Genomic DNA, 26051 nt, shown 5'->3' with positions numbered 1-26051 from the left:
CCCTTTCGGCAGGATCGAATGGGCTTGGGGAAAGAGACGAACTTGGAGCACTACTCGCGCCGTTGGGCGCTGAAAACCGGAAGCCTGGGGCTGGGGGCGCTGGCCGCCGCGCTGGTCTCCGGTTGCAGTACCGGCGGACCGGCGGAACGAGCCGGGTCCGCGTCGGCCTCGGGAACGGCGAGTCCTTCGCCCACCGCCACTGCTTCGCCCCGGCCTACCGCCAGCCTCCAGACGGTGTATCCGAGCCGGAGCCAGGTCATGGCAAAGTTCAAGAATGTTCCTGCAGGGCAGTTCGGGCTGGAAGTCCCGGGCATCGAGCTGGGCCTGCCCAAGGGCAATGCCGCCGCGGCGTTGACCTTCGATGCCTGCGGGGGACCCCGGGGCTCGGGGGTGGATGGGGCCCTGCTGGACGCGTTGCGCGCCAAGCAGGTGCCCGCGACCCTCTTCGTGAACCAACGCTGGGCACGCGCCAATGCGCGGCTGATGGACGAGCTGGTAAGCGACGAGCTGTTCGAGATCGCCAACCACGGAACCAGCCACGCCCCGCTGGCCACTTCCGGGCAGGCAGCCTACGGCATCGGGGGCACGGAGTCGATCGGCCAGGCCTACGACGAGGTGATGGGCAACCAGCGGTATCTGGCCGACCAGTTCGGCATCACCGCGAAATTCTTCCGCTCCGGCACCGCCCATATGGACGAAGCCGGCGCGGCAATGTGCCGGGACCTGGGCGTGGTGCCGATGAACTTCACCGTCAACCTGGACGCCGGGGCGACCTTTGGCGCGCAGGCCGTGGCCGCCCAGGTCCGCCAGCTGGCCGCCGGGGACGTCGGCATCGGGCACTTCAACCAGCCCGCCTCGGGTACTGCCAAGGGCGTGGCGCTCGGGCTGGGGCAGGCGCTGGATTCCGGCCTGCGGTTCACCACGCTCTCCGAAGCCTGGTGAATGCACCCCTTGCGCCGGCCGGACAGGCGCATAGACTGTGATCAGCCGATTTCCTCGCCAAGGAGCACGATGAGACCAGAGACCCCGCCGCAGCTGGAAACCCGGACCTGCCAGGCTGCGATCCGCAGTCCTGAACTCGACGAATCGATCAAGTTGTTCCATCAGGCCACCGGGATCGGCTTCTACGAGCAGCTGCCCGAAGAGCCCAATTGGACGCACTACCTGGACCTGACTTATGCGCAGAAAATGCGCTTCTCCCTGGTGTTCGATCAGCAGGCCGAACCGCACTCGCGCCATGCAACCTACCCGGTGCACACCTATGGAGCATTCCCCGGGCTGCTCAATGCCGGCGGCGAGGCGCCGGTGGCAACGCACAAGATCTCCGCGGTCACCGTCGCGCCGAGCTATCGGCGCCGCGGCATCCTGTCCAGGCAAATCACCGCAGACCTGGCCTATGCCCAGCAGGCGGCTTTCCCTATTGCGGCTTTGACCGCGTCGGAAGCGACGATCTACGGGCGGTACGGCTTCGAGCCAGCTACCTACCAAAGCCGGTTCACGCTCAAGTGCGCCCACGGGGTGAAGCTGCGCGTGCAGGTACCCGGCCGGGTGGTGGACGCCGATCCGCAGCATTTCGGGCCCGGCTATGCCGCGCTGGCCGTGCGCGCGCTCGAGCAGACGTTCGGATCCGTGGACAGCACCGAATTCGACAATGGCTTTGCCTTGGGCCGCTGGGACACCTGGGAGACTCTGGAGAAGCCGAAGAACCTGCGTTTTGCCGCCTACTACGATGACGCTGGCCAGCTCGGCGGATTCGCCACCTACAAGTTCGGCGGGTGGGACGAGCCCAAGGCGAAGCTGGTGGTGCATAAGCTGGTGGCCACCAGCGACGCCGCGCGCATCAAGCTCTTCGAGTACCTGGGCAACCATGATCTGGTCGAAGAAGTGCATGGCCAAGGCCCGGTGGCCGATCCACTGCGCCAAGTGCTGGAGAACGTGCGGGACTACCACGTGCGTTCCATTGACGATGTGCTGTGGCTGCGCGTGCTCGATGTTGTTGCCGCCTTCCAAGCGCGCGGCTACCAGCGCGATGCCCGGCTGCTATTGAGCGTGAGCGACCGGCTGGAGCTGATCTCCGGAACCTACCTCTTCGAGGTGTCCGATTCCCGCGCCACGGTGAGCCGGATCGAGGACGGGCAGGCCGACTCCGGGCTGCCGCGTGTGGCGCTTTCGGAGCGGGAGCTGGCGGGACTGTACCTGGGCACCGTGCAGCTGGACCAATTGCTGGATTCGGGACGCGCCGAACTGGTCGGCGGGGGAACTGCGGGGGACTGGGTGCACTTGTTCAACGTGGCTCGCGAGGGTTTCACGCCGCACGGTTTCTAGTGGGACGGGTCGCATTATCCGGTTGATATGACGAAGTTCACAAAATGCTGGCGAGGATGTTAGCGGGTTACGCTTTGACCCGCGGTGTGCTAGGCGCGTAGACTTGAACAGCGTGCCATGGCTTCGTCATGTCCGCATTCATGTTCTACCCCCTTCGAAATTCCGGGACTTCCGGGGTTTCGACTGATCAAATCTATCCACATCGGAGTCCCTACTACATGACCATCACCTCGAACGAGAACAACAGCGCACCAGTCGTCGCAATCAACGACATTGGATCTGCTGAGGACTTCTTGGCCGCAGTCGACGCCACCATCAAGTACTTCAACGATGGTGACCTCGTCGAAGGCACCGTCGTCAAGGTTGACCACGACGAAGTTCTGCTCGACATCGGTTACAAGACCGAAGGTGTCATCCCTTCCCGCGAGCTTTCCATCAAGCACGACGTTGACCCAGGTGAAGTTGTCACCGTTGGCGACAGTGTCGAAGCCTTGGTCCTGACCAAGGAAGACAAGGAAGGCCGCCTGATCCTGTCCAAGAAGCGTGCGCAGTACGAGCGCGCTTGGGGCGACATCGAAAAGATCAAGGAAGAGGACGGCGTCGTTACCGGTACCGTCATCGAGGTTGTCAAGGGTGGCCTCATCCTGGACATCGGCCTGCGTGGCTTCCTGCCAGCATCGCTCGTCGAGATGCGCCGTGTGCGCGACCTGGCTCCATACATCGGCCAGGAAATCGAAGCCAAGATCATCGAGCTGGACAAGAACCGCAACAACGTTGTGCTTTCCCGCCGTGCATGGCTCGAGCAGACCCAGTCCGAGGTTCGCTCGACCTTCCTCAACAAGCTGGAAAAGGGCCAGGTTCGTCCGGGCGTTGTTTCCTCCATCGTCAACTTCGGTGCATTCGTGGACCTGGGCGGCGTAGACGGCCTGGTACACGTTTCCGAGCTGTCCTGGAAGCACATCGACCACCCATCCGAGGTTGTCGAGGTTGGCCAGGAAGTAACCGTAGAGGTTCTGGAAGTCGATCTGGACCGCGAGCGCGTTTCCCTGTCGCTGAAGGCTACCCAGGAAGATCCTTGGCAGACCTTCGCCCGCACCCACGCACTGGGTCAGGTTGTACCGGGCAAGGTTACCAAGCTGGTTCCATTCGGTGCGTTCGTACGCGTCGAAGACGGCATCGAAGGCCTGGTTCACATCTCCGAGCTTGCAGTTCGCCACGTTGAACTGGCTGAGCAGGTTGTCTCCGTTGGCGACGAACTGTTCGTCAAGGTCATCGACATCGACCTGGAGCGCCGCCGCATCTCGCTGTCGCTCAAGCAGGCTAACGAAGGTGTTGACCCAGAGGGCACCGAGTTCGACCCAGCACTCTACGGCATGGCTGCAGAGTACGACGAGGCCGGCAACTACAAGTACCCAGAGGGCTTCGACCCAGAGTCGAACGAATGGCTCGAGGGCTTCGACACCCAGCGCGCTGCATGGGAAGCACAGTACGCTGCTGCCCAGGAGCGTTGGGAAGCACACAAGAAGCAGGTTGTTGCCGCTATCGCTGCCGACGCAGAAGCAGAGCCTGCTGCTGCCGGTGGTTCCGAGCCAGCTCCAGCTTCGTACTCCTCGGAGGCGCCAGCCACCGATGCAGGCACCCTGGCTTCGGACGAAGCACTGGCTGCACTGCGCGAGAAGCTGACCGGCAACTAATTCCGGCTTCTGCCTCGTGCAGAGATCGTGATTAGCTTTAGCTGATTCACGAAGGTCCAACCCTGCAAGGGTTGGACCTTCGTTTGTTTAACTGGTTTTTTGCTTGCCGGCATGGCTGGCGCGTCATTATTTCTGCTGACATCCGCCGGGCAGGAATAGCTCCGAAGGAGCACTGCTCTTAATACTTGCTGAGGTTAGACTAAAAGTGCACCGATCAGGTGGACTCACTAACGGCAGGTAGTAGCACATGGCAACGACAGGAAATTCGCCGGCAGACTATGCGGCAGGCGCAACTGCCGGGCAGCAGATCCCGGTGCGCCAGGTCAGCCACGAGGAGTGGGAGACTGTACCGCGCACTATTCCCAATTTCTGGGTTGCCGCAGCGACCTGGCTTCCGCTGGTTGCACTGGTGGTCCTCGTCCGTTCGGATCTTCTGCATTCCCCGTACCTGGACAAGGGCTTCATGGACATCCTCTCCTTCTGCATGGTCGCTACCGTCCTGGCCATGATCTTTGGCGGCGGACGGCAATCACCCTGGATGGGCTTGGGCGTAGCCGCCGGAATCTATTTCCTGCTGGCTCCGGCCGGGGACCTGCAAAGGATCCTGATGCTGGCGCTGGGCTATTTCCTGCTGCTCGCACTGTCCGTAGGTCTCATGGACGCACGGTTTCGACGCCTGCTGAGAACCTGGAAGCGTGAAGCCTCAGGAGGCATCGCCTTGGCGCCGGGGCAAGAGAGCGATTTTGGAATCACCAAGCAAATGTCGCCCATGGTATGGAAGCTTGCGGTAGGAGCACTGATCTACCCGCTGCTCCGGCTGGGCTGGGAATTGGTCAGCACGGAAGTTCATTCGCTGCATGACTTGGATGAAGGCTACCGTCTTGACGTGTACGCCGCGGCCGTTCTCCTGGGCATCAGCCTGCTGCTGAGCATGCTGCGCTGGATGCGCTTGAAATCGATGGGACTTTTCGCACTCGAAGTTCCAGCGGACCACCGAATTGGTCCAACGTCATTGCGGGCCTATGGCAACGCGATCCTCATCGAAACGGAAGAAACCGGGGCCTGCCTGTGCCGCAACGACGACAAGAACGGGTCCAAGCAGAAATTTGAGGATCCGCGATTCATTTTCTGCTCAGAGGTGTGCCCGGTGCACGGGGTGCATGCGGTCAACCAGCGCTCTGCCGAAGAGTTCCTGGGCATCGCGTCCCAGCCCTGGGTCTATGGGGAGAACCTGAATGGGAAACTGCTAGAGGCAACCGGCCAGCGCTTGGTCATTGCAGGGCTCAGCGGCTGGGGCTCACGCCCGGTCGCGGTGCGCGCTTCATGGCTCTACGGCGGAGGGAAGCAGGCCAGCGCCTACTACGTCCCGGCATCGGCACGCGAGCCTCTGGCCAGAACCAAGCGCCGCCTGGCGGTCCAGACCCCTGCCGGTGATTCGGTTACGGCTGATACTTTCGAGAATAATGAGCGGGGCGAGATCGACCGGATCAACCTTCGTCCATTGGGGATCAACGCCCAAGCCGTCCGCGTGCACGGTGGACGCCCTTTCTTGATCTAGCCGGATGGCCCCGGCGCATTGCCGCGAACTAGGCGGCCTTGGCCATGTGGTAGATGTTGCGCACCGGGGTCTGGGTGGGATCGACGAAGCTGGGCAGGATGACCTTGGGTACGCCATCGTCGGCAATGACCTTGATCAACCCGGCATGAACGTCATGATGATGCGTGTCGCAGAGCATCGCGCTCCAGTAGACCGCAGTGACACCGCCCTCGGACCAGAACCAGATGTGGTGGATGTTGCAGCGTTCGGGATCCATGGTGCACCCGGGAACTATGCAGCCGCGATCGCGCACCGCAACACCCAGGCGCATGTAGTTCGGATGCTTGCGCTGGCTGCGCCCGATATCAAGGAGCTCGCCCCTGCCGCCGAGCACCATCGGGATGATGCGTGCCCTGGCCAGGGTCTGGCGCAGGTCAGTTGCATCGAGCTTGAAACCGTGCTGGGTGATGCCATGGGTTCTCGCGCGGCCTTCCAACTCGTCCAAGGTCAGCATGACCACGACCTGCGGGGTGATGGTGGGGACATCCACGGTGCCTGCATCATTCCCATCGGCGCCCTTGGGGGTCCCGCCATTGCGCGCGGCATCCAGCAGCTCCTGGAGCCGCTTCGTGTTGATCTCCAGCAGATTCATCAGGCCATTGAGGCGGCGTGCCGCGGGAGAAAGCGGTGGGGAAACAGGATCTTCGCTGGCGGCAGCTTCCTCATCGGTCAAGAAGTCCGGATGGCCTCCGGCGTCGGCCTGGTAGGAAGTGCCAGGGGCAGCATCCTGCTCTGTACGCTGTCCCGGAGACTGGGCAAAAGCCTCCCGTGCGGCTTGGCCGGAACCGGAGCGGGGATTGTCGCTTTGCGAAATGCCCGATTCGAAGAGTTCTGCCCGCGTAGGGCGCAGGGCGAGGTCGTAGTGGACCAGGCCGCCGCGTTCGCCCCGCCGGTACAGGCCTTCCTGGGCTTCGGGCCGCTTCTTGCCCAAGCGTTCCTTCTGGGATTTCAGGAAGCTGTTGACCAATTGCCTGCGGGTGCCGGGGTCGGGCTGGTCCAATTGCTGGTTGACGATGGATTCAAGCAGCTCGCCATCTTCGGTGAGCGCCGAGGCGGTGGCCGGTGCGGCGTATTCGTCGCGTTGGGGTTCCAGAGCGCCCAGGCGGCGGGCCGCGCTGAGCACTTCGGCTGGCGGCTGGCGCAGATCGGCAAAGCGCCGCGCCAGCAGCGGGAACTGTGCCTGGTGCCGCTGATGCTGGTAGTCGTATTGCGCGAAGACATGGTTGGCGGACTGGATGCGGCGCTTGGCCTCGAAATGGTCGGTGCGCAGCCAGGATGCCAGCAGTGCCGCAGGGCCGGTGAAGCTGGGCCGCTTTCCGGTGCGCTGGGCAGGGACGGAGAAATCGGTGGTGCCCTGGCGGGCCGCGGCGAGTTCAACCTGGGCCAGGGTGTGCGCCGCGGTGTCATCGACCAGGTGGGCTGCGTAGATCTGGGTGCGAAGGGCCTGGTGGGCCGAAGCTTCAGCCGCGGTGGCCAGGGCCAAGGCGTAGCGCGGATCGTGCAGGTAGTGGGACTCGGGGCCGGTGGCTGGATCGGCGCAGAGCAGGGTCTGGTGCAGGACGGGGATGAACGCGGCGACGGCCAGGGCGTCGTCCACCGCGAGGGCCGGCGCGTCCTTCATCGCTTGGGCAAGCCCGGCTAGCGCCTGGCTGACAGTTCTGTTCATGGCCCCAGCATGCGCCAGGCGGTGCGCGGCGTGCCGGCCGGCAATACGGCCTGTGGAAAAGCCTAGTGCGCGCGGGTTGATGCAGTCACGGTGAAGGTCCTGTCGCGGGCCAGCTGTTCGGTGGGGCCAACGCGGCGGGCCAATTCGCTGCGGTAGCGCAGGTGCGAGTTGAACACGCACAGCAGGGTGCCTCCGGGAGCGAGCACGCGGGCGGCGTCGTCGATCAGCTTGAACGCGATGTCGGCGGTGACGGTGTTGCCGATGTGGAAGGGCGGGTTCAGCGTGACCAGTGTGGCGCTGGCGTCGGGCAGGCGGCCCAGGGCGTCATCCTGCACGGCGGTGATGCGACCGGCCAGGTTGTTGCGTTGTGCGGCGGCCAGGGTGGAGGCGACCGCGGAGGCCGAATGGTCCGAGGCGTCCACGCGCAGCTGCGGGTTTTCCAGTGCTGCGCAGATGCCGATCGCGCCGTTGCCGCAGGCCAGATCGACCAGCGTGGCGTGCCCGGAGAGATCCGGAAGGTTTTCCAGCAGCAGCCGGGTGCCCGGATCCAGCCGGGCGGCACCGAAGGTCCCGGCACCGGCATGCAGCGTGAAGCTGGTGCCGCGCACCTGGTGGGTGGCAGTGGCCGGGAAGCTGCTGACGGGCTGTTCGGCGCGCGGGGTGCTGGCGGTGAGCACCCGGGATTTCTGCCGGGCCAGCGAGACATCGACGCGGGTGAAATGCGCCGCGAGCACCTCGTTCATGGAACGGCTCATGTGCTTGATGCGGCCACCGGCGAAAAGCTTCGCGCCGGGATCGGCGACGGCAGCTGCCGCGGCGGCCTGTTCTCCCAGCACGTCCAGTCCGCGAGGCAGGGCCAGCAGGATCGAACTGGCGCCCTGGGCGACCTGTTCCAGGGTGCAGAATTCGAGGTCTCCGGCCCGCTCGGGCATGAGCCGGGCGAGGTTGGCCTCGATGGCCCGGCGGGCGGTGAGCGAATCGGTGTGCACGCGCACGCTCGTGCTGCCTAGTGCCAGCGCGCCCAGGGCCAGCGCGCCGTAGTGGTCGCCGATGACCGCGATGGCGGCCGGCCAGCGGTCCGAGGGGCCGGCCGCGGCGGCGCAGGTGTCCAGGATGAGCCGGTCGCAGGCGTCGGCGGCGTAGAGGTTGGCGGCTTCGACATCGGGCCAGCGGCGCAGGGCGGGGAGCAGGGCCTGGAGGCTGCTGGCGGCAGCGGGCGTGCCTTCGGGATTGGCGGCGGAGTTCAAATCAGATCAACCCATTGCGTGTTGGCGGCGGCCAGTTCCCCGGCGCCGGAGGTGAGTGCGGCGATGCCGGTGCGCAGCTGCGCGGCGGCTTCGGGAGTGTCCGGGATGCCGATCTGCACGATTGCGGCATCGGCCTGCCAGAGGGTCGGTTCGACCTGGTAGCCGGCGGCGCGCAGCTCGTTCTCGTAGCGGGCCGCGTCGGCGTGGGCGGCGGCGAAGGTGAAGATCCGCATGCGCTGGCGCAGGTGCAGCTGCGCATTGTCCAGCCCGGAAGATACCGCCTCGGAATATGCGCGGACCAGTCCGCCGGCGCCAAGCTTGATCCCGCCGAAGTAGCGGACCACCACGGCCAGCACGTCCGAGAGCACGCTGCCGTCGGCGATTTCGCGCTTGGCCAGGGCATCGAGCATCGGGATGCCGGCGGTGCCCGAGGGCTCGCCGTCGTCGTTGGAGCGCTGGGCCATGCGATCGGGGCCCAGGATGAACGCGCTGCAGTGGTGGCGGGCATCGAAGTGGGTCTTGCGCAGGGCCGCGATCTGCGCGCGGGCGGCGGCCTCGGTTTCGACCCGGTAGAGGTAGGTGATGAATCGCGAACGCTTGATTTCCAGCTCGTGCACGCAATCGCTGGTCAAGGTCGTGTACCGTGTCGCGGCCGAGTCGTTGGTGTTCATCCCTCTTAGTTTATAGGGTGGGAACATGATGCATGTGGGACTGACCGGGGGAGTGGCCTCCGGAAAATCTGCGGTCGCGGCCAAATTGGCCGCCCTGGGAGCCGTAGTCATCGATGCCGACGCGTTGGCGCGCAAGGTGGTCGAACCCGGCACGCCCGGGCTGGCTGCGATCAAGGACACGTTTGGCGAAGCCGTTTTGCTGGCCGACGGGTCGCTGAACCGTCCCGCATTGGGCGCGATAGTCTTCGCCGACGAGGCGGCGCGGGCCAAGCTCAACGCGATCGTGCACCCGCTGGTGCGGGAGCAAGCGGCGAAGTTGCGCCAAGGAGCGCCAGCCGGCTCGCTGGTGGTCGAGGACATCCCGCTGCTGGTCGAGACCGGCCAGCTGGACAGCTTCGACGCGGTGGTCGTCGTGGCCGCCCCGCACGCCGAACGCATTCGCCGCATGGTCCAGGACCGCGGCTGGACCCGGGAAGACGCCGAGGCCCGGATGGCCGCGCAGGCCACGGATGACCAGCGGGCGGCCGTAGCCGACTACCTGCTGGATAATTCCGGTACCTTGGAAGAACTGGAGGTGCAGGTTTCTGCCCTCTACCGCCAATTGGCGCCAGCACAGGAGTAGGAATGTACAAGATCTGCAAGTGGAGCACCCTGATCGCTTTCGCCGTCGCCTTGGTGCTGTGGCTCGGTTTTGGCGGCCGCGCCGAATTCGTTGCCAGCGAATCCGGGCCGTATTCGCCGGTGGTCTACATTTCCGGCTGCCTGGCCTTGCTGGGGCTGATTGCCGCCACCATCATGACCGTGGGATTCTTCGGCAGCAGCATCCAGCGCACCGTCAAGCGCAATGCGATCCGCTACGGGATGCGCAAGTAGCACCCCGGATTTAAGCTGAAAGCTGGCTAGGGCGCAGCCCCAACGGTCGGGGCAAGTGGATATGCTGGAAGCATGAGTCTTGCACAGCCGATCAAGCGCGTGGTCGCCCCCTTCGAAGTCATCAGCGAGTACCAGCCTGCCGGCGACCAGCCGCAGGCCATCAAGCAGCTGACCGAGCGGATCAACGCCGGCGAGAAGGACATCGTGCTGCTCGGTGCCACCGGTACCGGCAAGTCCGCGACCACCGCCTGGCTGGTGGAGCAGGTGCAGCGCCCCACCCTGGTGCTGGTGCAGAACAAGACCCTGGCCGCCCAGCTGGCCAACGAGTTCCGCGAGCTGATGCCCAATAACGCGGTGGAGTACTTTGTCTCCTACTACGACTACTACCAGCCCGAGGCCTACGTCCCGCAGACCGATACCTTCATCGAGAAGGACTCCTCGATCAACGAGGAAGTCGAGCGCCTGCGGCACTCGGCCACCAACTCCCTGCTCACCCGCCGCGACACCATTGTGGTCGCCACCGTCTCGTGCATCTACGGCCTGGGCACTCCCGAGGAATACGTGGCCGGGATGGTCACCGTGCGCACCGGCGAGGAACTGAACCGCGACGCGATGCTGCGCCAGTTCGTGGCCATGCAGTACACCCGCAACGACATGGACTTCCACCGCGGCACCTTCCGCGTGCGCGGGGACACGGTGGAGATCATCCCGATGTACGAAGAGCAGGCCGTGCGCATCGAGTTCTTCGGCGACGAGGTGGAAGCGATCCACACCCTGCACCCGGTCACCGGCGAGGTGATCCGCGAGGAGACCGAGATGTACATCTTCCCGGCCAGCCACTATGTGGCCGGTGCCGAGCGGATGCACAAGGCGATCAAGCGGATCGAGGACGAGCTGGCGGTGCGCCTGAAGGAGCTGGAATCGCAGAACAAGCTCGTCGAGGCCCAGCGGCTGCGCATGCGCACCACCTACGACCTGGAAATGATGGAGCAGATGGGTTTCTGCAACGGCATCGAGAACTACTCGCGCCATATCGACGGCCGCGATGCCGGCAGCGCCCCGCACTGCCTGATCGACTATTTCCCCGATGACTTCCTGCTGGTGATCGACGAGTCGCATGTCACCGTGCCGCAGATCGGCGCCATGTACGAGGGCGACATGTCCCGCAAGCGCACGCTGGTGGAACACGGCTTCCGCCTGCCAAGTGCCATGGACAACCGCCCGCTGAAATGGGATGAGTTCCTTGAGCGCATCGGGCAGACCGTGTACCTATCGGCCACCCCGGGCAAGTACGAGCTGGGCAAGTCCGACGGGTTCGTGGAGCAGATCATCCGCCCCACCGGGCTGATCGACCCCGAGATCATCGTCAAGCCCACCAAGGGCCAGATCGATGACCTGCTCGATGAGATCCGTACCCGTGTGGATCGCGATGAGCGCGTGCTGGTCACCACGCTGACCAAGCGCATGGCCGAGGACCTGACAGACTACCTCACCGAGCACCAGGTGCGGGTGCAGTACCTGCACTCCGATGTGGACACGATCCGCCGCGTGGAGCTGCTGCGCGAGCTGCGCATGGGTTCCTTCGACGTGCTGGTGGGCATTAACCTGCTGCGCGAGGGCCTGGATTTGCCCGAGGTTTCGCTGGTCGCGATCCTGGATGCCGACAAGCAGGGCTTCCTGCGTTCGGCCACCAGCCTGATCCAGACCATCGGCCGTGCCGCGCGTAACGTCTCGGGCCAGGTGATCATGTATGCCGACAAGATCACCGATGCGATGGACCAGGCGATCGAGGAGACCAATCGCCGACGGGCAATCCAGGAAGCGCACAACAAGGAGCACGGGATCGACCCCACGCCGCTGCGCAAGAAGATCGCTGACATCACCGACCAGCTGGCGCGTGAGGATGCCGACACCCAGGAACTGCTGAACAACAACCGGTTGGCGAAAAATGCCAAGCGCACCAAGGCCTCGTCCACCGTGCGCAAGGACGGGCTGGCCGCCGCCCCGGCCGAGGACCTGCTGGCCCAGATCGGGGAAATGACCGAGCAGATGCACGCCGCGGCCGCTGAGTTGCAGTTCGAGCTGGCCGCCCGGATCCGTGATGAAGTGTCCGAGTTGAAGAAGGAATTGCGCCAGATGAAGGCTGCCGGGCACGCGTAGCCCTGCTGCTGTCCAGCGCAGTTTTGGGACATGCGCCAAGCCTGTGCAGTTCCTGTGCGCTACACTTGATCACTGGACGTAGGGGAGTATCCCAATGCTGTGGACGTCAACACGCGAACCAATGATGTTTCGCCGGGCACAGCAGCCGATCACTGAGCCAGCTATCGAAGTGTTTCGAATTCTGGTGTGGCGGCGGAGAGACTTGCGGCGATTTTCCATACCCTCCAACGAAAGGTCGCTCGTCCGTGGGCACTAATGGGTTAACTATTCAATTCGAGATCATCGCGCTGATTGTTCTGTGCGCGGTGCTCATCGCAGACCTGCTGTACGTCACCAAGCGTCCGCACATTCCTTCCATGAAGGAAGCAGGCATTTTTGTCGGCATCTACATCTCCTTGGCATTGATCTTCGGTGCCGTGATCTGGACGCAGGCTGGACCCCAGCTTGGCCAGGAATTCTACGCCGGCTGGGTCACCGAATACGCGTTGTCGGTGGACAACCTGTTCGTCTTCATCATCATCATGGCGCGCTTCTCGGTACCGCGTAAGTACCAGCAGGAAGTGCTGATGTTCGGCATCATCATCGCGTTGGTCCTGCGCGCAATCTTCATTGTGCTCGGCGCCGCGATCATCGAGCAGTGGTCGTGGGTCTTCTACATCTTCGGCGCCTTCCTGCTGTGGACCGCATGGAACCAGCTCAAGGACGACGATGAGGACGAGGAAAGCGGCTTGGTTAAGAAGCTGACCTCCAAGCTGCCGATTTCCAAGGACTTCGATGGCGCCAAGCTGCGCACCGTGGTCGACGGCAAGAAGCTGTTCACCCCGATGGTGCTGGTCTTCGTGACCATCGGCATGACCGACCTGCTGTTCGCCTTCGACTCGATCCCGGCCATCTTCGGCCTGACCAAGTCCGCGTTCATCGTGTTCACCGCGAACATCTTCGCGCTGATGGGCTTGCGCCAGCTCTACTTCCTGCTCGGTGGCCTGATGAACCGCCTGGTCTTCCTGAAGCACGCACTGAGCTTTATCCTCGCTTTCATCGGCGTGAAGCTGGTCTTCCACGCCCTGCACGAGAACAGCCTGCCGTTCATCAACGGCGGCGAGCCGCTGCATTACGCGTGGCTGGACATTTCCGTGGGTGTTTCGCTGCTGGTCATCCTGGGCGCGATCGTTATCGCAACCGTGCTGTCGCTGTGGAGCCCATGGGGCAAGCGCGCCGCTGCTTCGGCTGAAGCCGCGGAGCTCGCCGGCGCAGCGGAAGCTGCAGAGCAGGACGCCGCTAAGTAATCCGCACAATTACCCGCCGGGACCAGTTGCTTCCAACTGGCCTCGGCGGGTTTTCCGTACCCGCATAGTGTGCCTATGCTGTTCTGCTAAGGTATTTTCCATGAGCGACCTATCGACAGAAGCCAGTGGCATTGCCACCGGCGTAGCACTAGCGTCGGGCACCATGTCCCGGCTGCTTGGACGCGCGGCCGGGCAAGGCCGATCGGTGACCGCTTGGCGGGTGCTTTCCACCCTGGACCGGTTGGGCCCCCAGCGCGTGGGCGACTTGGCGATCGAGCAGCGCGTGGCCCAGCCGACCATGACCGGTCTGGTCATCCGCATGGAAAACGACCAGTTGGTCCAGCGCCAACCGGACCCTGGAGACGGGCGCGCCAGCCTGGTGAGCCTGACCGACGACGGCAAGGAGGCCATTGAAGCCTACCGGCAGCGCGCGATTTCCTCGCTGGCCGGCGGCATCGATTCCTTCAGCGCCGAGGAACGGCGGATTCTGGCGCAGTCCGTGCCGCTGCTGCAGCGGTTGAATGACCAGGTTGCCGCGAAGCTGGACCATTAGCAGCACAAGGCTTAACGCGCAGGGCGCTTGAATCCCCGTGGGATTCAAGCGCCCTGCGCGTTAACCTAGCCGGTGCGCGGGCTAGCTGTCCTGGGCCGCGGCGTCCGGGTCTTCGCCGTTGGCCATGGCCAGCAGCCGGCGGAAGATCGCCGGCCCATCGTCGCCGATGCCGTCATGGTGGAATTGATCGGTCACCCAGGTCTGCAACCCGGCCACCTGCGAGGCGGTGCGCAGCGAGAGCTCGCGGTCCACATAGACGTCGTCATGGTAGACCGCGGCGGCCACCGGCACGGTGTTCTTGGCCAGGACGTCCAGATCGTAGAGCGGGCCGAAGCCTTCGTGCTCGGCCAGGATGCGGGCCACATCCTCCAGGGGGCGCAGGGCAGGATCTTCGGCGAAGTGCCAGCTGTAGATCATCTCGCCGGTCAGCAGCGGGGTCGCCGCGTGGCGGGTGAAGTCGGCGAATTCCGGCAGGACTTGTTCGGCCGCGAAATTGGTCGGCTCGCCTTGGGCATAGATGGTTTCATGCATCAGCGCATAGAGCGGGTTCGAGGCGAAAGAGCTCTGGGCCAAGAGCGCTTCGAGGAAGCTATCCGAGAGGCGGTCGCCGCCCGGGGTGTGGCTGAAGGCCTCCTCGAAGATGTGATGCAGCAGGTGCACCCGGGTGTTTCCGCCCAGGTACAGGCCCAGCATCTGCACCATCGGCACGGTGACGCGCTGGCCGTTGGGCAGCAGCTCATCGTCATTGGTGCGCACATGCTCGTAGATCCTGTGCAGGGTCTGGAAGTCCTCGGGGTACCAGGAGAAGTACTCGCGGTTGCGTTCTGCCATCCGCTGGTAGGTGGCGCGGTAGACGGTCTTCGCATCGGCATCCAGCGAGGCCAGCCCGCCGGTGACCAGGCAGCGGGTGAGCGACTGCGGGAAGAGCGAGAGATAGGTCAGGGTGCAGAACCCGCCGTAGCTCTGCCCCAGGGTGCTCCACTGCTCGATGCCCAGGTGCTCGCGCAGGGCTTCGGCGTCGCGCACAATCGAGTCGGCGCGGAAATGCGAGAGGTAGCGGGCCTGGGCGGCCGAGTCCCCGCGCAGCGGCAAGGACTTGCGGTTAGCCGGGGTGGACAGTCCGGTGCCGCGTTGGTCCAGCAGCAGCACGCGGAAGTGCTTGGTGGCTTCGGCCAACCACCCCGACAAGGAACCGGGGCGCGGGGATTTGCCCCCTGGACCGCCCTGCAGGAACAGCAGCCAGGGCTTGGCCGTGCCGGTGCTGATCTCGCGGGCGAAGACCGAAATCTTTTCGCCCTGCGGATCGGCGTGATCCAGTGGAACCTCGATGCGATGGTCGGTGACATCCATACCGCGGTAGTGGCGCATTAGCTCGCTCCTTGCATGCCAAGTTGTTGCAGTGCTTCGCCGTCCAGGCGCCGGGTGCTCCAGCCATCCATGGAGCTGGAACCGATGGCGTCGTAGAACCTGATGGCCGGCTCGTTCCAATCCAGCACTGACCATTCCAGGCGCTTGTAGCCGCGTTCGACGCAGATCTGCGCCAGCGTGCGCAGCAACGCGGTGCCGGTGCCTGAACCTCGCTGGGATTCGCGCACATACAGATCCTCCAGATGGATGCCGTGCCGGCCTTCCCAAGTGGAGTAGGTCAGATACCACAGGGCCATGCCCCTGAGCGTCCCGGTTTCATCCTCGGCAACATGGGCGAAGACCTGGGGATTGGGGCCGAACAGATGGGATTGGAGGTCTGCTGCGGTGTTGAGCACCGCATCAGGTTCCCTTTCATAGTCGGCCAATTCCTGGATCATCGCCAAGATCTGCGGGCAGTCGCCCGGAACAGCTTCACGTACAATACTCATGTGTTCCAGCTTACCTCCGTCGCACCGCTAAAACGTCGGTGACCAGACCTAAGGTTGAATGCATGATGGGTGGACACCACGCGGTGAGCGGCGCAGCCGCATGGTTGGCAATTACAACTGACGTCACCGTGGGTTCGGTGAACCTGGGGCTGGGAACTTTCCAGATGGACCGCTGGGAAACCCTGGCCGGCGCGATCGTCTGCGCTGGCGCGGCCCTGCTGCCCGACGCGGATCACCATGGGGCCACGATCGCCCGCTCGCTGCCCCCGTTCTCCAGCATTTTCACGCGGATTGTCGGTTCGGTTTCGGGCGGGCACCGCAACGGCACCCATTCGCTGATCGGCATCGCCTTCTTCATCTTCCTGGCCTGGCTGGCCAACGGCTGGGATGTGCAGACCGCGGCGTTGGGCACGGTCTACCCGGCCGCGGCGCTGTTCGCGATCCTGCTGATTTCCTTCGCGGTGAAGACCATGAAATTCATGCCGCCGCTGCTGTGCTGGATTATCGCCTTGGCCGCCGGGACTTTCGTCGGGATGAATGCGCCGGAGCAGAACCTCTGGTTCCTGATGGCAGTCTCCCTGGGCGCGATCGTGCACGTGCTGGGCGACATGCTGACCATCGGCGGCTGCAATCTGCTGTGGCCGATCAAGATCGGCTCGCCGCGCTGGTTCCGCCGGCTGCCGCTGATTGGCGGCTGCTGGAAGTCCAATGGGCGGGTGGCATTGCCGATTCTGGCCGAGACGGGCTCCACCGCAGAATGGCTGCTCGCGACGCTGCTCACTACCTATGTGGGCATCGCGCTGATCGTCGCCTGACGGCCCCCGGCCCGCTGCCGGCTCGCCGCAGTGCAACGCGCTTTGGCTGGCAGCCGGTGATCTGGCATGATCCGAACCATGCAGTTTCAATTCACCCGGCGCATCACCTGGGATCAGCTTCCCGGCGAACTGCGCGCGCGGATCGAATCGCACCTTGGATCCCGGGTGATCCGGGCGCTAAGCCAAGCCTCGGGGTTTTCCCCGGGCAGCGCCGATCGGCTGCTCACCGCCGATGGCCAGCGGGTCTTCGCCAAGGCGGTGCATCCGGGCCTCAGCGCCCCGGCCACGGCATTGCACGCCCGCGAAGCGGCAATAGCGGCCAAGCTCCCGGCGGCCTTGCCGGTTCCGCAGTTCCTGGGGCGCATCAGCTAGCAAGGCTGGGAGGCCTTGGTCTTCGCTGAAGGCCCAGGGGCCAGCCCGCAGCTTCCCTGGCCGGCCGGACAGCTGGAACGGGTACTGGACACGCTGGCGCAGCTGGCTCATCAGGCCCCCGATTCCCTGATTGAGCTGCTGCCGCCGCTGGAGGAGGAACTGCGCGAGGACGTAGCCGGTTTTGGGCGGATCATGCAGGACGGCTGGCTTCCAGCTGATCCCTGGGTGGCACAGAACCTGGAAGAACTCCATGGGCTGGCCATGGACGGTATCGGGGCGCTGGCCGGAGACCAGCTGGTGCATTCGGATCTGCGCTCGGACAACATCCTGCTGGGAGACGGCGGAGAAGTGCTGCTGGTGGAGTGGCCCTGGGCTTCGCGGGGCGCCGCATGGTATGACGCGTTGACGGTGCTGGTTGAAGCGCGGATCTTCGACCCGGCGCTGGATGCGGATGCCATTGCCGCCTCCCACCCGATCTTCGAATCGGTGGGCGCTGACGCGGTCAGCGCGGTCTTAGCTGGACTGGCCGCCTACTATGTGGACGCGGCGCGCAGGCCCGAGGTTCCCCGGCTGCCCACGCTGCGCAGCTATCACGCGAAGCAGGCGGCCGCCACCGTTGGGTGGCTCAAGGCGCGGCTGGCCTAGCTGGCTATTGCAGGGGCTAGCTGAACCGGGCCGGCGTGGCATTTTCCCCGCGGTAGACCAGGGCCAGGCCCAGGACCAGCGAACCGAGCTGGACCAAGGTCGCCAGCCACGCGCCGGAAGCAAAGAGCTCGGACCAGCCGCTGAGCAGCCCGACCAGGACCAGCAGCAGGAGGCCTGCCCCGAGCAGGCGAAGCTTGTGCCCGTTCATGGCCATACCCTACGGCACTGTCCGCGGCATTGCCACCGGACTCCGGGAAGATGCCTCGGGCATCGAGTGCGCGACTAGCCTCGATGCCGGGGCTGGTCCAGCGCCGTGCCGGATCCCATGCAGATAATTGGCGGCAAGCCGGAATCCAGCCGGGAAAGTACCAGCTGTTCCTGCGCAACGAGGTTCTGCGGCAGGGCATCGAGCGGGAACCAGCGAAGCTCGCGGGCTTTCTCCGGTTCCATGAGGCGTGGAGTACCGTCCCACTGGCGCGCCAGGAAGAAGAAATCCACAGGGGATTGGGCGCCGCTGCCCGCTTGCAGGTAGCGGTGCACCGTGCACAGCGGCTGGAGCTGGTCTGCCGCGATCCGGATGCCCAGTTCCTCACGGGCTTCGCGAACGGCGGCGGCAACGGCAGCCTCGCCGGGCTCAACGTGCCCGGCGGCCGCCGTGCTCCAGAACCCGTCCATGTAGCCGGTTCCCGACCTCAGTTGAAGCAGGACTTCGTCGGCGCGCCGCAAGATGGCGTAGCTGATGGCGGGCATCAGGAGTCCAGGCGGCCCACCGAAGTCACCTTGACCACAGGTTCGCCGGCCTCGTCCGAGTCATCCAGCGAGATGGTGGCGGTGATGCCCCAGTCGTGGTGCTCGGATGGGTCGGCGAAGATCTGGCGCACCTCCCAGGTGCGCTGGGGCATGTCCTTGATGATGAACAGCTTCGAGCCGCGTCCGGCGGGACCGTCGTCGATGTCCTCGTGCTCGTCGAAGTAGTCGTCCATGGCATCGGCCCAGGTGTCCGCGTCGAAGCCGCTATGCCCGTCGAGCTCGCCTAGGGCCTTGTCCTGCTCGTCGGCGAACAGCTTCACGCGGCGGAACATCTCGTTGCGGACCATTACGCGGAAGGCGCGCACATTGCTGGTCAGCTTTTCCGGTGCCGGAGGCGGTGCGGTTTCGGTTGCCTCGCTCAGCTCGCCGCGGGAGAGCTCTTCCCATTCGTCCAGCAGCGAGGAGTCGATCTGGCGGATCATCTCGCCGAGCCATTCGATCAGGTCTTCGAGGTCCTCGCGCAGCGCGTCCTGGGGAACGGTCTGTCGCAGGGCCTTGTAGGCATCGGTGAGGTAGCGCAGCAGCACGCCCTCGGAGCGGGCCAGCTGGTAGTACTGGACGAAATCGGAGAAGCCCATGGCGCGTTCGTACATGTCGCGCACGATCGACTTCGGCGCCAGTTCGAAGTCCGAGAGCCACGGCGCGCCGGAGCGGTACTGCTCGAAGGCGCTTTCCAGCTTCTCGGCCAGCGGCATCGCATAGGTGATTTCATCCAGTGCGTTCATGCGGTCGTTGTAGTCCATGCCTTCGGCCTTCATCGCGGCGATGGCCTCGCCGCGGGCCTTCTTCTCCTGGCCGGAGAGCACCTGGCGCGGCTTTTCCAAGGTCGCCTCGATCACCGAAACGACATCCAGCGCGTAGCTGGCCGAATCCGGATCCAGCAGGTCCAGGGCGGCCAGCGCGAAGGGCGAGAGCGGCTGGTTCAGCGCGAAGTTCTGCTGCAGGTGCACGGTCAGCTCATAGTAGTTGCCGTATTCGTCTGGCTCATTGCGGCGCACGACCACCTCGGTGGCGATCAGTTCGCGCAGGATTCCCAGGGCGCGCAGCTTCAGCTTGCGCTGGGACGCCGGGGTCTCGTGGTTTTCGCTGAGCAGGCGCTGGGCGGCCTCGAACGAATTGTCCTCGCGCTCCAGCAGGTTCAGCAGCATCGAGTGCGAGACCTGGAATGAGGACTTCAGCGTCTCGGGGGCGGCCTCGACGATCTTCTCGAAGGTCTTCTCGCCCCAGGTCACGAAGTTCTGCGGCGGCTTCTTCTTCGGGATCTGCTTGAGCTTGGAAGAGCCCTCGCCGTGCTTCTTCAGCGCCTTTTCCATGGCCTTGTGGTTCTCGATCGCATGCTCCGGAGCCTGCACCAGCACGGTGCCTGCGGTATCGAAACCTGCGCGGCCCGCGCGCCCGGCAATCTGGTGGAATTCGCGGGCGTTCACGATGCGCGTACGGGTGCCGTCGAACTTGGACAGCGCGGTGATCACCACGGTGCGGATCGGCACGTTGATGCCCACCCCCAGGGTGTCGGTGCCGCAGATGACCTTGAGCAGGCCGGCCTGCGCCAGCTGCTCGACCAGGCGGCGGTACTTGGGCAGCATGCCGGCGTGGTGGATGCCGATGCCGTGGCGCACCAGGCGGTTCAGCGTCTTGCCGAACCCGGCGGCAAAGCGGAATCCGCCGATCATCTCGGAGATCTTTTCCTTCTCCTCGCGCGTGGCCACATTCACGCTCATCAGCCCGGTGGCGCGGTCGATGGCATCGAGCTGGGAGAAGTGCACGATGTAGATCGGCACCTGCTTGGTCTTGATCAGTTCCTCCACGGCCTCCTGCACCGGCTCCATGGAGTAGTAGAAGTGCAGCGGGATTGGGCGCTCGGTGTGCGCGACGGTCACCGTCGGGGTGCCGGTGCGCTCTTCGAGTTCCTGCTCGAAGCGGGTGACATCGCCCAGGGTGGCGCTCATCAGCAGGAACTGCGCCTGCGGCAGTTCGATCAGCGGCACCTGCCAGGCCCAGCCGCGCTGCGGATCGGCGTAGAAGTGGAACTCGTCCATGATCACGCAGCCCACGTCCGCCTTGGAGCCTTCGCGCAGGGCGATGTTCGCCAGGATCTCAGCGGTGCAGCAGATGATCGGGGCGTCGGCGTTCACCGAGGAATCACCGGTGACCATGCCGACGTTCTCTGCGCCGAAGATCTTGCACAGGTCGAAGAACTTCTCGGAGACCAGCGCCTTGATCGGCGCGGTGTAGAAGCTGATCTGGTCTCGGGCCATGGCGTAGAAGTGGGCTGCGATGGCAACCATGGACTTGCCCGAGCCGGTGGGGGTGGCCAGGATGACGTTGTTGCCGCCGGCCAGCGCCATCGACGCTTCGTCCTGTGCGGGGTAGAGGTTGATGCCACGGGTTGCGACCCATTGGCCGAAAGCCTCGTAGATTTCGTCGTCGGATACGTTCTTGGCGTCTGCTGGCAGATAATCGGTGAGCAACATGATGTTCCTAGCCTATCGGTTGAGAACTATGACTGGGGGCTAGTTGTTGCGTGCGCCTCTCGTTTAGGCTCGGGAACATGAAATGGGATCCGACGAAATACACCGAATTCTCCGATTACCGGGGCCGCCCGTACCTGGATTTGCTGGGGCAGCTGGTCTCGGTTGACGCGTCGAAGGTCATCGATCTGGGGTGCGGGCCGGGAAATATGACCCGGCTGCTGGCCCAGCGCTGGCCGCAAGCGCAGGTCACCGGACTTGATTCCTCACCGGAGATGATCGCCAGGGCCACGCAGAGCGAGCACGAGGAAAACCTGGGCTTCGCGCTGGCCGATGCCACGGCCTGGACCCCTGACTCCGACACGGACCTGCTGTTCTCCAATGCGATGCTGCAATGGCTTCCGGGGCACCGCGAGTTGCTGGCCGGTTGGCTGGAGCACCTGAAGCCCGGAGCGAACGTGGCCATCCAGGTCCCGGGCAATTTCGGCTCTCCGTCGCACGCGGTGATGCGCGCAGTTGCCGACAGCCCGAAGTGGTCCGGCCAGCTGGCAGGGGTGCTGCGCCATGACGACGTGGTGGGCGAGCCCGGCGAATACCAGCGGATCTTCCTGGACGCGGGGTTCCAGGCTAATGTCTGGGAAACCACCTACCATCAGCTGCTCGCGGGGGAGGACCCGATCCTGAACTGGGTTCGCGGGACGGCGCTGCTGCCCATTCGCCACACGCTCAGCGACGAAGACTATCGGGAGTTCGAAAACGACTACCGGGCCGAAGTCTCCACGCACTACCCGTCATTTGCTTCGCAGGACGGTACCGTCCTGACGAACTTCCCGTTCCGCAGGATTTTCATGATCGGGCACAAGCTCGGCTGATTTGCTCCAGGCTCGGCATCGGCAGAGCGCTTCGAGGGTGAGCTGGCTCAGCGATTGCTTCCCGCCAGGCACCTTTGCACGATGCCGGGCAGCACGCGGACGCAGACCAGGACAACCAGGATGCCCAACGCCACCCCGGAGAAGACATCGTGGACGAAGTGGGCGCCTACGCCCACGCGGGACAGGGCAATGAGCAAGACGGCCGGTATCGCGTACTTGGCCAGCTTCGGAAGGGCCAGCGTGCAGGCTGCGGCGACGCCGGCGGCGACGACCGAATGCTTGGAGGGCCAGGACCAGTCGCCTGCTTCCGGGCATGCCACTGCGGTGAGAGCATCCAGGGCGCGGCAGGGGCGTTCCTCGGCGGCCAGGATCTTGGCCAGTTCGCTCAGGCCATAGGCCGCTACGGCGCCAATCGCGCCTGAAACCAGGCGCCAAAACGCAACTCGATTACGGAAGCAGCACAGGACGGCGAGCGTGCATGCCTCGGCCATCAGCAGCAAGAGCAAGGTCTCGGAAAAGAACGCAGCCGCTGCGGAGAGCGGTGCCGACTTGGCAACAGGTCCTGAAATCCCCAGGTACAAGGCATCACGCAACGGATAGGAGGCCATCGCCAGCACGGCGAGAACCGCGACGATGATGGCTGGCCGCGAGGGGACGACGGAAATTGGTGCGGAGGACCGTGACTTCACAAGTGGTGATTATACGGATCTGATCCGGCGGCAGGCATCAGCTGGAAGAGGTCCCGCACCATTAAACGCTGCTGCCAGCGGCACGGATGCCGCTGGCATTGCAGTCAAAGGGCTACCACCCGCGTTCGCGCCACTGCTCCAAATTCGGGCGTTCTGCCCCCAGTGTCGTCGAATCTCCGTGCCCCGGCAAAACCTTGGTTTCGTCCGGGAAGCGGTCGAAGATGCGTTCGGTGACGTCGGTGAGCAAAGAGAGGAACCGCTGCGGGTCCTTCCATGTGTTGCCCACGCCTCCGGGGAACAAGCTGTCGCCGCTGAGCACCGCCGGCTGGCCGGAGGAATCAACCAGCGCATAGCCGATCGAACCCGGCGTATGCCCTCGCAGGTGGATCGCCTCGATGATCACATCGCCCAGCTTCAGCTGGTCGCCGTGGTTCAGCGCATGGTCGATCTTGACCCCGCATTCTCCAGCGATGCCGGCCACGTCGTCTGCACCGGCGTAGGTTTGCACCGGGTACTTCTCCACGGCTTCGGCCAACGCGCGCACGTGGTCCCAGTGCTGATGCGTCGTGGCGATGCCGATAATGCGCGGGTCGCTCGCGTCTTCACTGGCCGCCTGGATGAGCCGCTCGATGGCCGGCATGTCATCCGCCGCATCTACCAGCAGCTGTTCGCCGGTCTTCCGATTAGTTACCAGGTACACGTTGTTTGCCATGTCGGATACTGAGACCCAACGGACGGTCACATCGTTCAGCAATAGTTCGTTCATGCAACCAGACTACGGTGCAGATCCCGGCTGACGCGATAGGCTCGGATAAATGCCAAACACAGTCCAAAGGATGGAGTGCAGGATGACCGAACTGGAATTCATCAAGATCGAGCCGAACTCGGGCGTGGCGCCGTATCAGCAGGTCCGTGAGCAGATCCTCTCAGCAATTGCCAAGGGCAAACTAGCTCCGGGCACCAAATTGCCGTCGGTTCGTGCGCTCTCGGGCACCTTGAACCTCGCGGTGAATACCGTCGCCAAGGTCTACAAGGAACTTGAGCTGCAGGGTGCAGTGGTCACCCGCGGCCGCCATGGAACCGTGGTCCAAGCCGCGGAGAATCGTGCAGAGCAGGAAGTCAGCGATGCGGCCGCCGATTTGGCCCGCATCGCCCAACTGTGGTCGGTCGACGAAGCAACCGCGGTAAAGTACCTGCGCGCTGCGTTCAGCTCCCTGCCAAGGTAGCCCGACGCGGTCCTGGAGTCGGTCCCGAATCCCGGCGGGGGGATGGAGCCTGGTGAATGCGAAATGGCATAGTGGTACGTTTTGCTGTGGACAGCTCCAGTATTTCCCGGGGTTGATTAGCTGCCAGCAAGGTAACGGGTGATCGATTTGTCGCATCGCCAACTTTACGACCGCCAGGGTGCCGCCGCTCGCCGTGCCTTCAGCGGGACTCCACCGAATGCTGTCGGGTTGGTGAACCGTAATGGTTCTTGAGTATCTCTATACGGTGTGTCGCGTTGCCTAGTTTTTCAGTTTCCGAAGTCGCCAGCACTGCTGCCCGTAGCCCTCGACACTGCACCTTCCGCAAGCGATAGGGTAAGTGCGAATTACCCACTTTCCCGATGGCGATTCACTTGGAGTTACGGTTGGCGGGTTTTCCCGGTATGACCTTATCGCCGTGCTCAACTCGCAATAGATACAGCTCAACGCCCACGCAGAGCATTTGCTCGGCGCTGCGGTGTTTGGAGATGCCAACAAGCAACACGTTATTAGCCTGGTTGAACGCGGTGTGAGTAACTTAGGCTTGCCAGATGGCGGAACACTTAAGCAAGTATTCGACGCGGCTCTAATGCGCCGATCGAAGCTTTGCCCTCCGACCGCTGGCCCATGTCCCCGTCTAGCTATGGACAAAATCGTCCACACACTTCGTGATGCGTCGACGGCATGCACCTGAACGTTCTTTCACAGTGGCTGCTCCGACGCTTGGCGACGACGATGAGTATCCAAGAGGTTTCTACCTCCGTGCAGTGAATGGGCAGCTCCGGGTTCGAGGCTACTGTTGCGAAGGCCCGCAGCGTTGGTTTCCTGATGACCAATTCATTTTCCACTTGCATCCGTAGCGACACGATTTCCAGGTTCGCCTTGGCATCGACTCCGCATCGATATTTCTCAGATTCTCGTGAGAAGAACAACTTGAGGAGCGCCCGCAAGTGGAACGACCAACGGGACTTAGGATTGCTAGCGACCGCTAGACCTAGTATTCACTCTGGTAGAACGGATGCATGCGATGGCTTGCGAAATGGTTCGACGAAACTGACTGGCCGAGGGACCCTCTCCTGGATGAATTCCGCGATTCAGTTTGGGAGCTCACGCTCGCCGGAGAGACCAGAGGGTGGCTGACCACCTCGATCACTATTATGCGATCGTTCCCGTTTTTCTGGGACAAGCAAGAGAACATGTGGTTCCAAGTGCACTGGTTAGAGGGCGAGCATGAATTACCGGAGGAGGACTACGCGCCAGGGTGGTACACAGTCGAAGAACTGCGGTACGGGCATTTCGTCACCGATGACCCCAGGAATGGTCAAGAGACCAGCTTTAGTGCCACCAGAGTCATCGGTACCGAGCGCGACCAATTGTGGAATCAACTGGATCACGGTGTAATTCGATAAACCGTGAGATGCCCAGATTGCTGTCCTGTTCAGGAACCTTCATCGAGACGCCAAGGACCAGATGTTTGCAGAATGAAGCGGGAGCACACTGGACTAGTTGCCATCCGCGCCTAGCGACACGGAGCGGTTGCCCAGTGACTGGAGACACCTCGGCAATAATGGTCTGCATGATCGAACGTGAACGGTGGAGCATGCGATTCCCGAATAAGTACCAGTCAGCTGGTTGGGGCATCGTCAGTGCGGTGATGTGCGCAGGCCTCTTGGCGGGATGCTCCGTAGTCCCGGATTATTCGGGTGATACCTGCGATGGACGTAAACCGGTTGGCTCTCTGGAGCAAGCCGGCAGGGACCTAGTGGCTGCCGCCTACGCCGCCGATCGGGACGGTGTATGCCGAGTGACCGCACCTTTCCCAGGCGGAGTTCTGGACGATTCAATGGTCGCCATGACTCGGGAAATCCTGGCCGAACGGGGCATCACCCCACAGAACGTCACTGTGGTAACTGGAGAACAGATGGGAAGTGGTGTGGCCGTCCAATTGACAGACGGCAGCAATAACGCTTCCCGCGCGATCGACATCAGCGGCACGGTCGTCCGCGACGACGGATTCACGGTGGGCCTGCCGCCAGAGCTGTATCCCGAGGTTCCGGAGCACCCTGCATCACCGTCTGCATCGACAGATTCTGCTTCCCGATAGCGCCAGTTACACAGTGAAACGTCCAACGCGACGTCCGTAACCGGAACCCGTACCGGCACGTAGAGGAAAGTACTATAGGGGAGGCGTGCGGTGATGTCATG

At 63.7% G+C, this 26051-nt stretch carries 27 protein-coding genes; 16 read left to right on the top strand and 11 right to left on the bottom strand.

The annotated features are described in order from the left end of the window. Positions 1 to 50: 50 nt before the first annotated feature. The gene (locus tag ACWICV_RS04120; RefSeq protein WP_400400540.1) at positions 51 to 272 is read right to left on the bottom strand and encodes a hypothetical protein; all 222 of its coding nucleotides are present in this window, start codon (positions 270 to 272) and stop codon (positions 51 to 53) included. On the opposite strand from ACWICV_RS04120, the gene ACWICV_RS04115 reads away from it, so the two are divergent. The 4 genes from ACWICV_RS04115 to ACWICV_RS04100 all read left to right on the top strand — a co-directional run bounded on the left by ACWICV_RS04115 (position 259) and on the right by ACWICV_RS04100 (position 5577). Then, a complete protein-coding gene (locus ACWICV_RS04115) occupies positions 259 to 942 on the top strand; it encodes a polysaccharide deacetylase family protein (RefSeq protein WP_400288155.1) in 684 nt (227 codons plus the stop codon). The genes ACWICV_RS04120 and ACWICV_RS04115 overlap by 14 nt on opposite strands. 69 nt (positions 943 to 1011) lie before the next feature. Next, complete coding sequence (locus ACWICV_RS04110) at positions 1012 to 2325, top strand: GNAT family N-acetyltransferase (protein ID WP_400288153.1); 1314 nt, start codon at positions 1012 to 1014, stop codon at positions 2323 to 2325. 218 nt (positions 2326 to 2543) lie between these two features. Then, positions 2544 to 4019, top strand: a complete 1476-nt coding sequence (gene rpsA, locus ACWICV_RS04105) for a 30S ribosomal protein S1 (RefSeq protein WP_013349277.1) — start codon at positions 2544 to 2546, stop codon at positions 4017 to 4019. Positions 4020 to 4266: 247 nt separating this feature from the next. Then, positions 4267 to 5577 carry a hypothetical protein gene (locus ACWICV_RS04100; protein WP_454090697.1) on the top strand — a complete coding sequence of 437 codons (1311 nt, stop codon included), beginning with the start codon at positions 4267 to 4269 and terminating at the stop codon, positions 5575 to 5577. Between the two features lie 28 nt (positions 5578 to 5605). On the opposite strand, the gene ACWICV_RS04095 is transcribed toward ACWICV_RS04100, so the two are convergent. The 3 genes from ACWICV_RS04095 to ACWICV_RS04085 all read right to left on the bottom strand — a co-directional run bounded on the left by ACWICV_RS04095 (position 5606) and on the right by ACWICV_RS04085 (position 9200). After that, entirely contained in the window at positions 5606 to 7282 is a 1677-nt protein-coding gene (locus ACWICV_RS04095) for an HNH endonuclease signature motif containing protein (protein WP_400288150.1), read from the bottom strand. Positions 7283 to 7344: 62 nt separating this feature from the next. Then, positions 7345 to 8529: a class I SAM-dependent methyltransferase gene (locus ACWICV_RS04090; protein ID WP_454090698.1), complete on the bottom strand. Its 1185-nt coding sequence runs from the start codon at positions 8527 to 8529 to the stop codon at positions 7345 to 7347. Then, positions 8526 to 9200: an IMPACT family protein gene (locus tag ACWICV_RS04085; protein WP_332595161.1), complete on the bottom strand. Its 675-nt coding sequence runs from the start codon at positions 9198 to 9200 to the stop codon at positions 8526 to 8528. Before ACWICV_RS04085 ends, ACWICV_RS04090 begins: the two co-directional genes overlap by 4 nt. Positions 9201 to 9225: 25 nt before the next feature. Between ACWICV_RS04085 and coaE the strand changes: the two genes are divergently transcribed. The 5 genes from coaE to ACWICV_RS04060 all read left to right on the top strand — a co-directional run bounded on the left by coaE (position 9226) and on the right by ACWICV_RS04060 (position 14072). Beyond that, on the top strand, positions 9226 to 9822 hold the full coding sequence (gene coaE, locus ACWICV_RS04080; RefSeq protein ID WP_400288147.1) for a dephospho-CoA kinase: 597 nt from the start codon (positions 9226 to 9228) through the stop codon (positions 9820 to 9822). 2 nt (positions 9823 to 9824) lie between these two features. Beyond that, a complete protein-coding gene (locus ACWICV_RS04075) occupies positions 9825 to 10073 on the top strand; it encodes a hypothetical protein (RefSeq protein ID WP_105656691.1) in 249 nt (82 codons plus the stop codon). 72 nt (positions 10074 to 10145) lie between these two features. Continuing rightward, entirely contained in the window at positions 10146 to 12233 is a 2088-nt protein-coding gene (uvrB, locus tag ACWICV_RS04070; protein ID WP_133834225.1) for an excinuclease ABC subunit UvrB, read from the top strand. 245 nt (positions 12234 to 12478) lie between these two features. Next, positions 12479 to 13519 carry a TerC family protein gene (locus ACWICV_RS04065; protein ID WP_402470976.1) on the top strand — a complete coding sequence of 347 codons (1041 nt, stop codon included), beginning with the start codon at positions 12479 to 12481 and terminating at the stop codon, positions 13517 to 13519. Between the two features lie 100 nt (positions 13520 to 13619). Then, on the top strand, positions 13620 to 14072 hold the full coding sequence (locus ACWICV_RS04060; protein ID WP_454090699.1) for a MarR family winged helix-turn-helix transcriptional regulator: 453 nt from the start codon (positions 13620 to 13622) through the stop codon (positions 14070 to 14072). Between the two features lie 81 nt (positions 14073 to 14153). On the opposite strand, the gene ACWICV_RS04055 is transcribed toward ACWICV_RS04060, so the two are convergent. Both ACWICV_RS04055 and ACWICV_RS04050 read right to left on the bottom strand, forming a co-directional pair. Beyond that, positions 14154 to 15440: an alpha/beta fold hydrolase gene (locus ACWICV_RS04055; protein ID WP_454090700.1), complete on the bottom strand. Its 1287-nt coding sequence runs from the start codon at positions 15438 to 15440 to the stop codon at positions 14154 to 14156. Beyond that, the gene (locus tag ACWICV_RS04050; RefSeq protein WP_133834222.1) at positions 15440 to 15928 is read right to left on the bottom strand and encodes a GNAT family N-acetyltransferase; all 489 of its coding nucleotides are present in this window, start codon (positions 15926 to 15928) and stop codon (positions 15440 to 15442) included. The genes ACWICV_RS04055 and ACWICV_RS04050 overlap by 1 nt, the downstream gene beginning before the upstream one ends. Positions 15929 to 15990: 62 nt before the next feature. Between ACWICV_RS04050 and ACWICV_RS04045 the strand changes: the two genes are divergently transcribed. The 3 genes from ACWICV_RS04045 (at position 15991) to ACWICV_RS04035 (ending at position 17760) form a co-directional block, all read left to right on the top strand. Further along, a complete protein-coding gene (locus tag ACWICV_RS04045) occupies positions 15991 to 16743 on the top strand; it encodes a metal-dependent hydrolase (RefSeq protein ID WP_105656685.1) in 753 nt (250 codons plus the stop codon). A 78-nt stretch (positions 16744 to 16821) separates the two neighbouring features. Beyond that, positions 16822 to 17115 carry a hypothetical protein gene (locus ACWICV_RS04040; RefSeq protein WP_454090701.1) on the top strand — a complete coding sequence of 98 codons (294 nt, stop codon included), beginning with the start codon at positions 16822 to 16824 and terminating at the stop codon, positions 17113 to 17115. A gap of 15 nt (positions 17116 to 17130) precedes the next feature. Next, complete coding sequence (locus ACWICV_RS04035) at positions 17131 to 17760, top strand: hypothetical protein (RefSeq protein ID WP_454090702.1); 630 nt, start codon at positions 17131 to 17133, stop codon at positions 17758 to 17760. A 16-nt stretch (positions 17761 to 17776) separates the two neighbouring features. On the opposite strand, the gene ACWICV_RS04030 is transcribed toward ACWICV_RS04035, so the two are convergent. The 3 genes from ACWICV_RS04030 to ACWICV_RS04020 form a co-directional block, all read right to left on the bottom strand. Further along, positions 17777 to 17968 carry a hypothetical protein gene (locus tag ACWICV_RS04030; protein ID WP_400288138.1) on the bottom strand — a complete coding sequence of 64 codons (192 nt, stop codon included), beginning with the start codon at positions 17966 to 17968 and terminating at the stop codon, positions 17777 to 17779. A gap of 74 nt (positions 17969 to 18042) precedes the next feature. Beyond that, a complete protein-coding gene (locus tag ACWICV_RS04025) occupies positions 18043 to 18510 on the bottom strand; it encodes an NUDIX domain-containing protein (RefSeq protein WP_400288136.1) in 468 nt (155 codons plus the stop codon). After that, positions 18510 to 21044, bottom strand: a complete 2535-nt coding sequence (locus ACWICV_RS04020) for a DEAD/DEAH box helicase (protein ID WP_105656681.1) — start codon at positions 21042 to 21044, stop codon at positions 18510 to 18512. Before ACWICV_RS04020 ends, ACWICV_RS04025 begins: the two co-directional genes overlap by 1 nt. Positions 21045 to 21121: 77 nt before the next feature. Here ACWICV_RS04020 and ACWICV_RS04015 point away from each other — a divergent pair, with 77 nt between their 5' ends. Beyond that, positions 21122 to 21913: a trans-aconitate 2-methyltransferase gene (locus tag ACWICV_RS04015; protein ID WP_105656680.1), complete on the top strand. Its 792-nt coding sequence runs from the start codon at positions 21122 to 21124 to the stop codon at positions 21911 to 21913. A 47-nt stretch (positions 21914 to 21960) separates the two neighbouring features. Here ACWICV_RS04015 and ACWICV_RS04010 read toward each other — a convergent pair whose 3' ends face one another. Both ACWICV_RS04010 and ACWICV_RS04005 read right to left on the bottom strand, forming a co-directional pair. Further along, on the bottom strand, positions 21961 to 22602 hold the full coding sequence (locus tag ACWICV_RS04010; RefSeq protein WP_454090703.1) for a phosphatase PAP2 family protein: 642 nt from the start codon (positions 22600 to 22602) through the stop codon (positions 21961 to 21963). A 112-nt stretch (positions 22603 to 22714) separates the two neighbouring features. Continuing rightward, positions 22715 to 23368, bottom strand: a complete 654-nt coding sequence (locus tag ACWICV_RS04005; RefSeq protein ID WP_454090704.1) for an MBL fold metallo-hydrolase — start codon at positions 23366 to 23368, stop codon at positions 22715 to 22717. 82 nt (positions 23369 to 23450) lie between these two features. Here ACWICV_RS04005 and ACWICV_RS04000 point away from each other — a divergent pair, with 82 nt between their 5' ends. The 3 genes from ACWICV_RS04000 to ACWICV_RS03990 all read left to right on the top strand — a co-directional run bounded on the left by ACWICV_RS04000 (position 23451) and on the right by ACWICV_RS03990 (position 25950). Continuing rightward, the gene (locus tag ACWICV_RS04000) at positions 23451 to 23828 is read left to right on the top strand and encodes a GntR family transcriptional regulator (RefSeq protein WP_105656678.1); all 378 of its coding nucleotides are present in this window, start codon (positions 23451 to 23453) and stop codon (positions 23826 to 23828) included. A 1040-nt stretch (positions 23829 to 24868) separates the two neighbouring features. Further along, positions 24869 to 25255: a hypothetical protein gene (locus tag ACWICV_RS03995; protein WP_402470993.1), complete on the top strand. Its 387-nt coding sequence runs from the start codon at positions 24869 to 24871 to the stop codon at positions 25253 to 25255. A gap of 167 nt (positions 25256 to 25422) precedes the next feature. Then, the gene (locus tag ACWICV_RS03990; protein WP_454090705.1) at positions 25423 to 25950 is read left to right on the top strand and encodes a hypothetical protein; all 528 of its coding nucleotides are present in this window, start codon (positions 25423 to 25425) and stop codon (positions 25948 to 25950) included. Positions 25951 to 26051: the final 101 nt, after the last annotated feature.

It is taken from the genome of Glutamicibacter sp. NPDC055354 (genome assembly GCF_053644955.1).
This window is presented reverse-complemented; position numbering and strand designations above follow the sequence as displayed.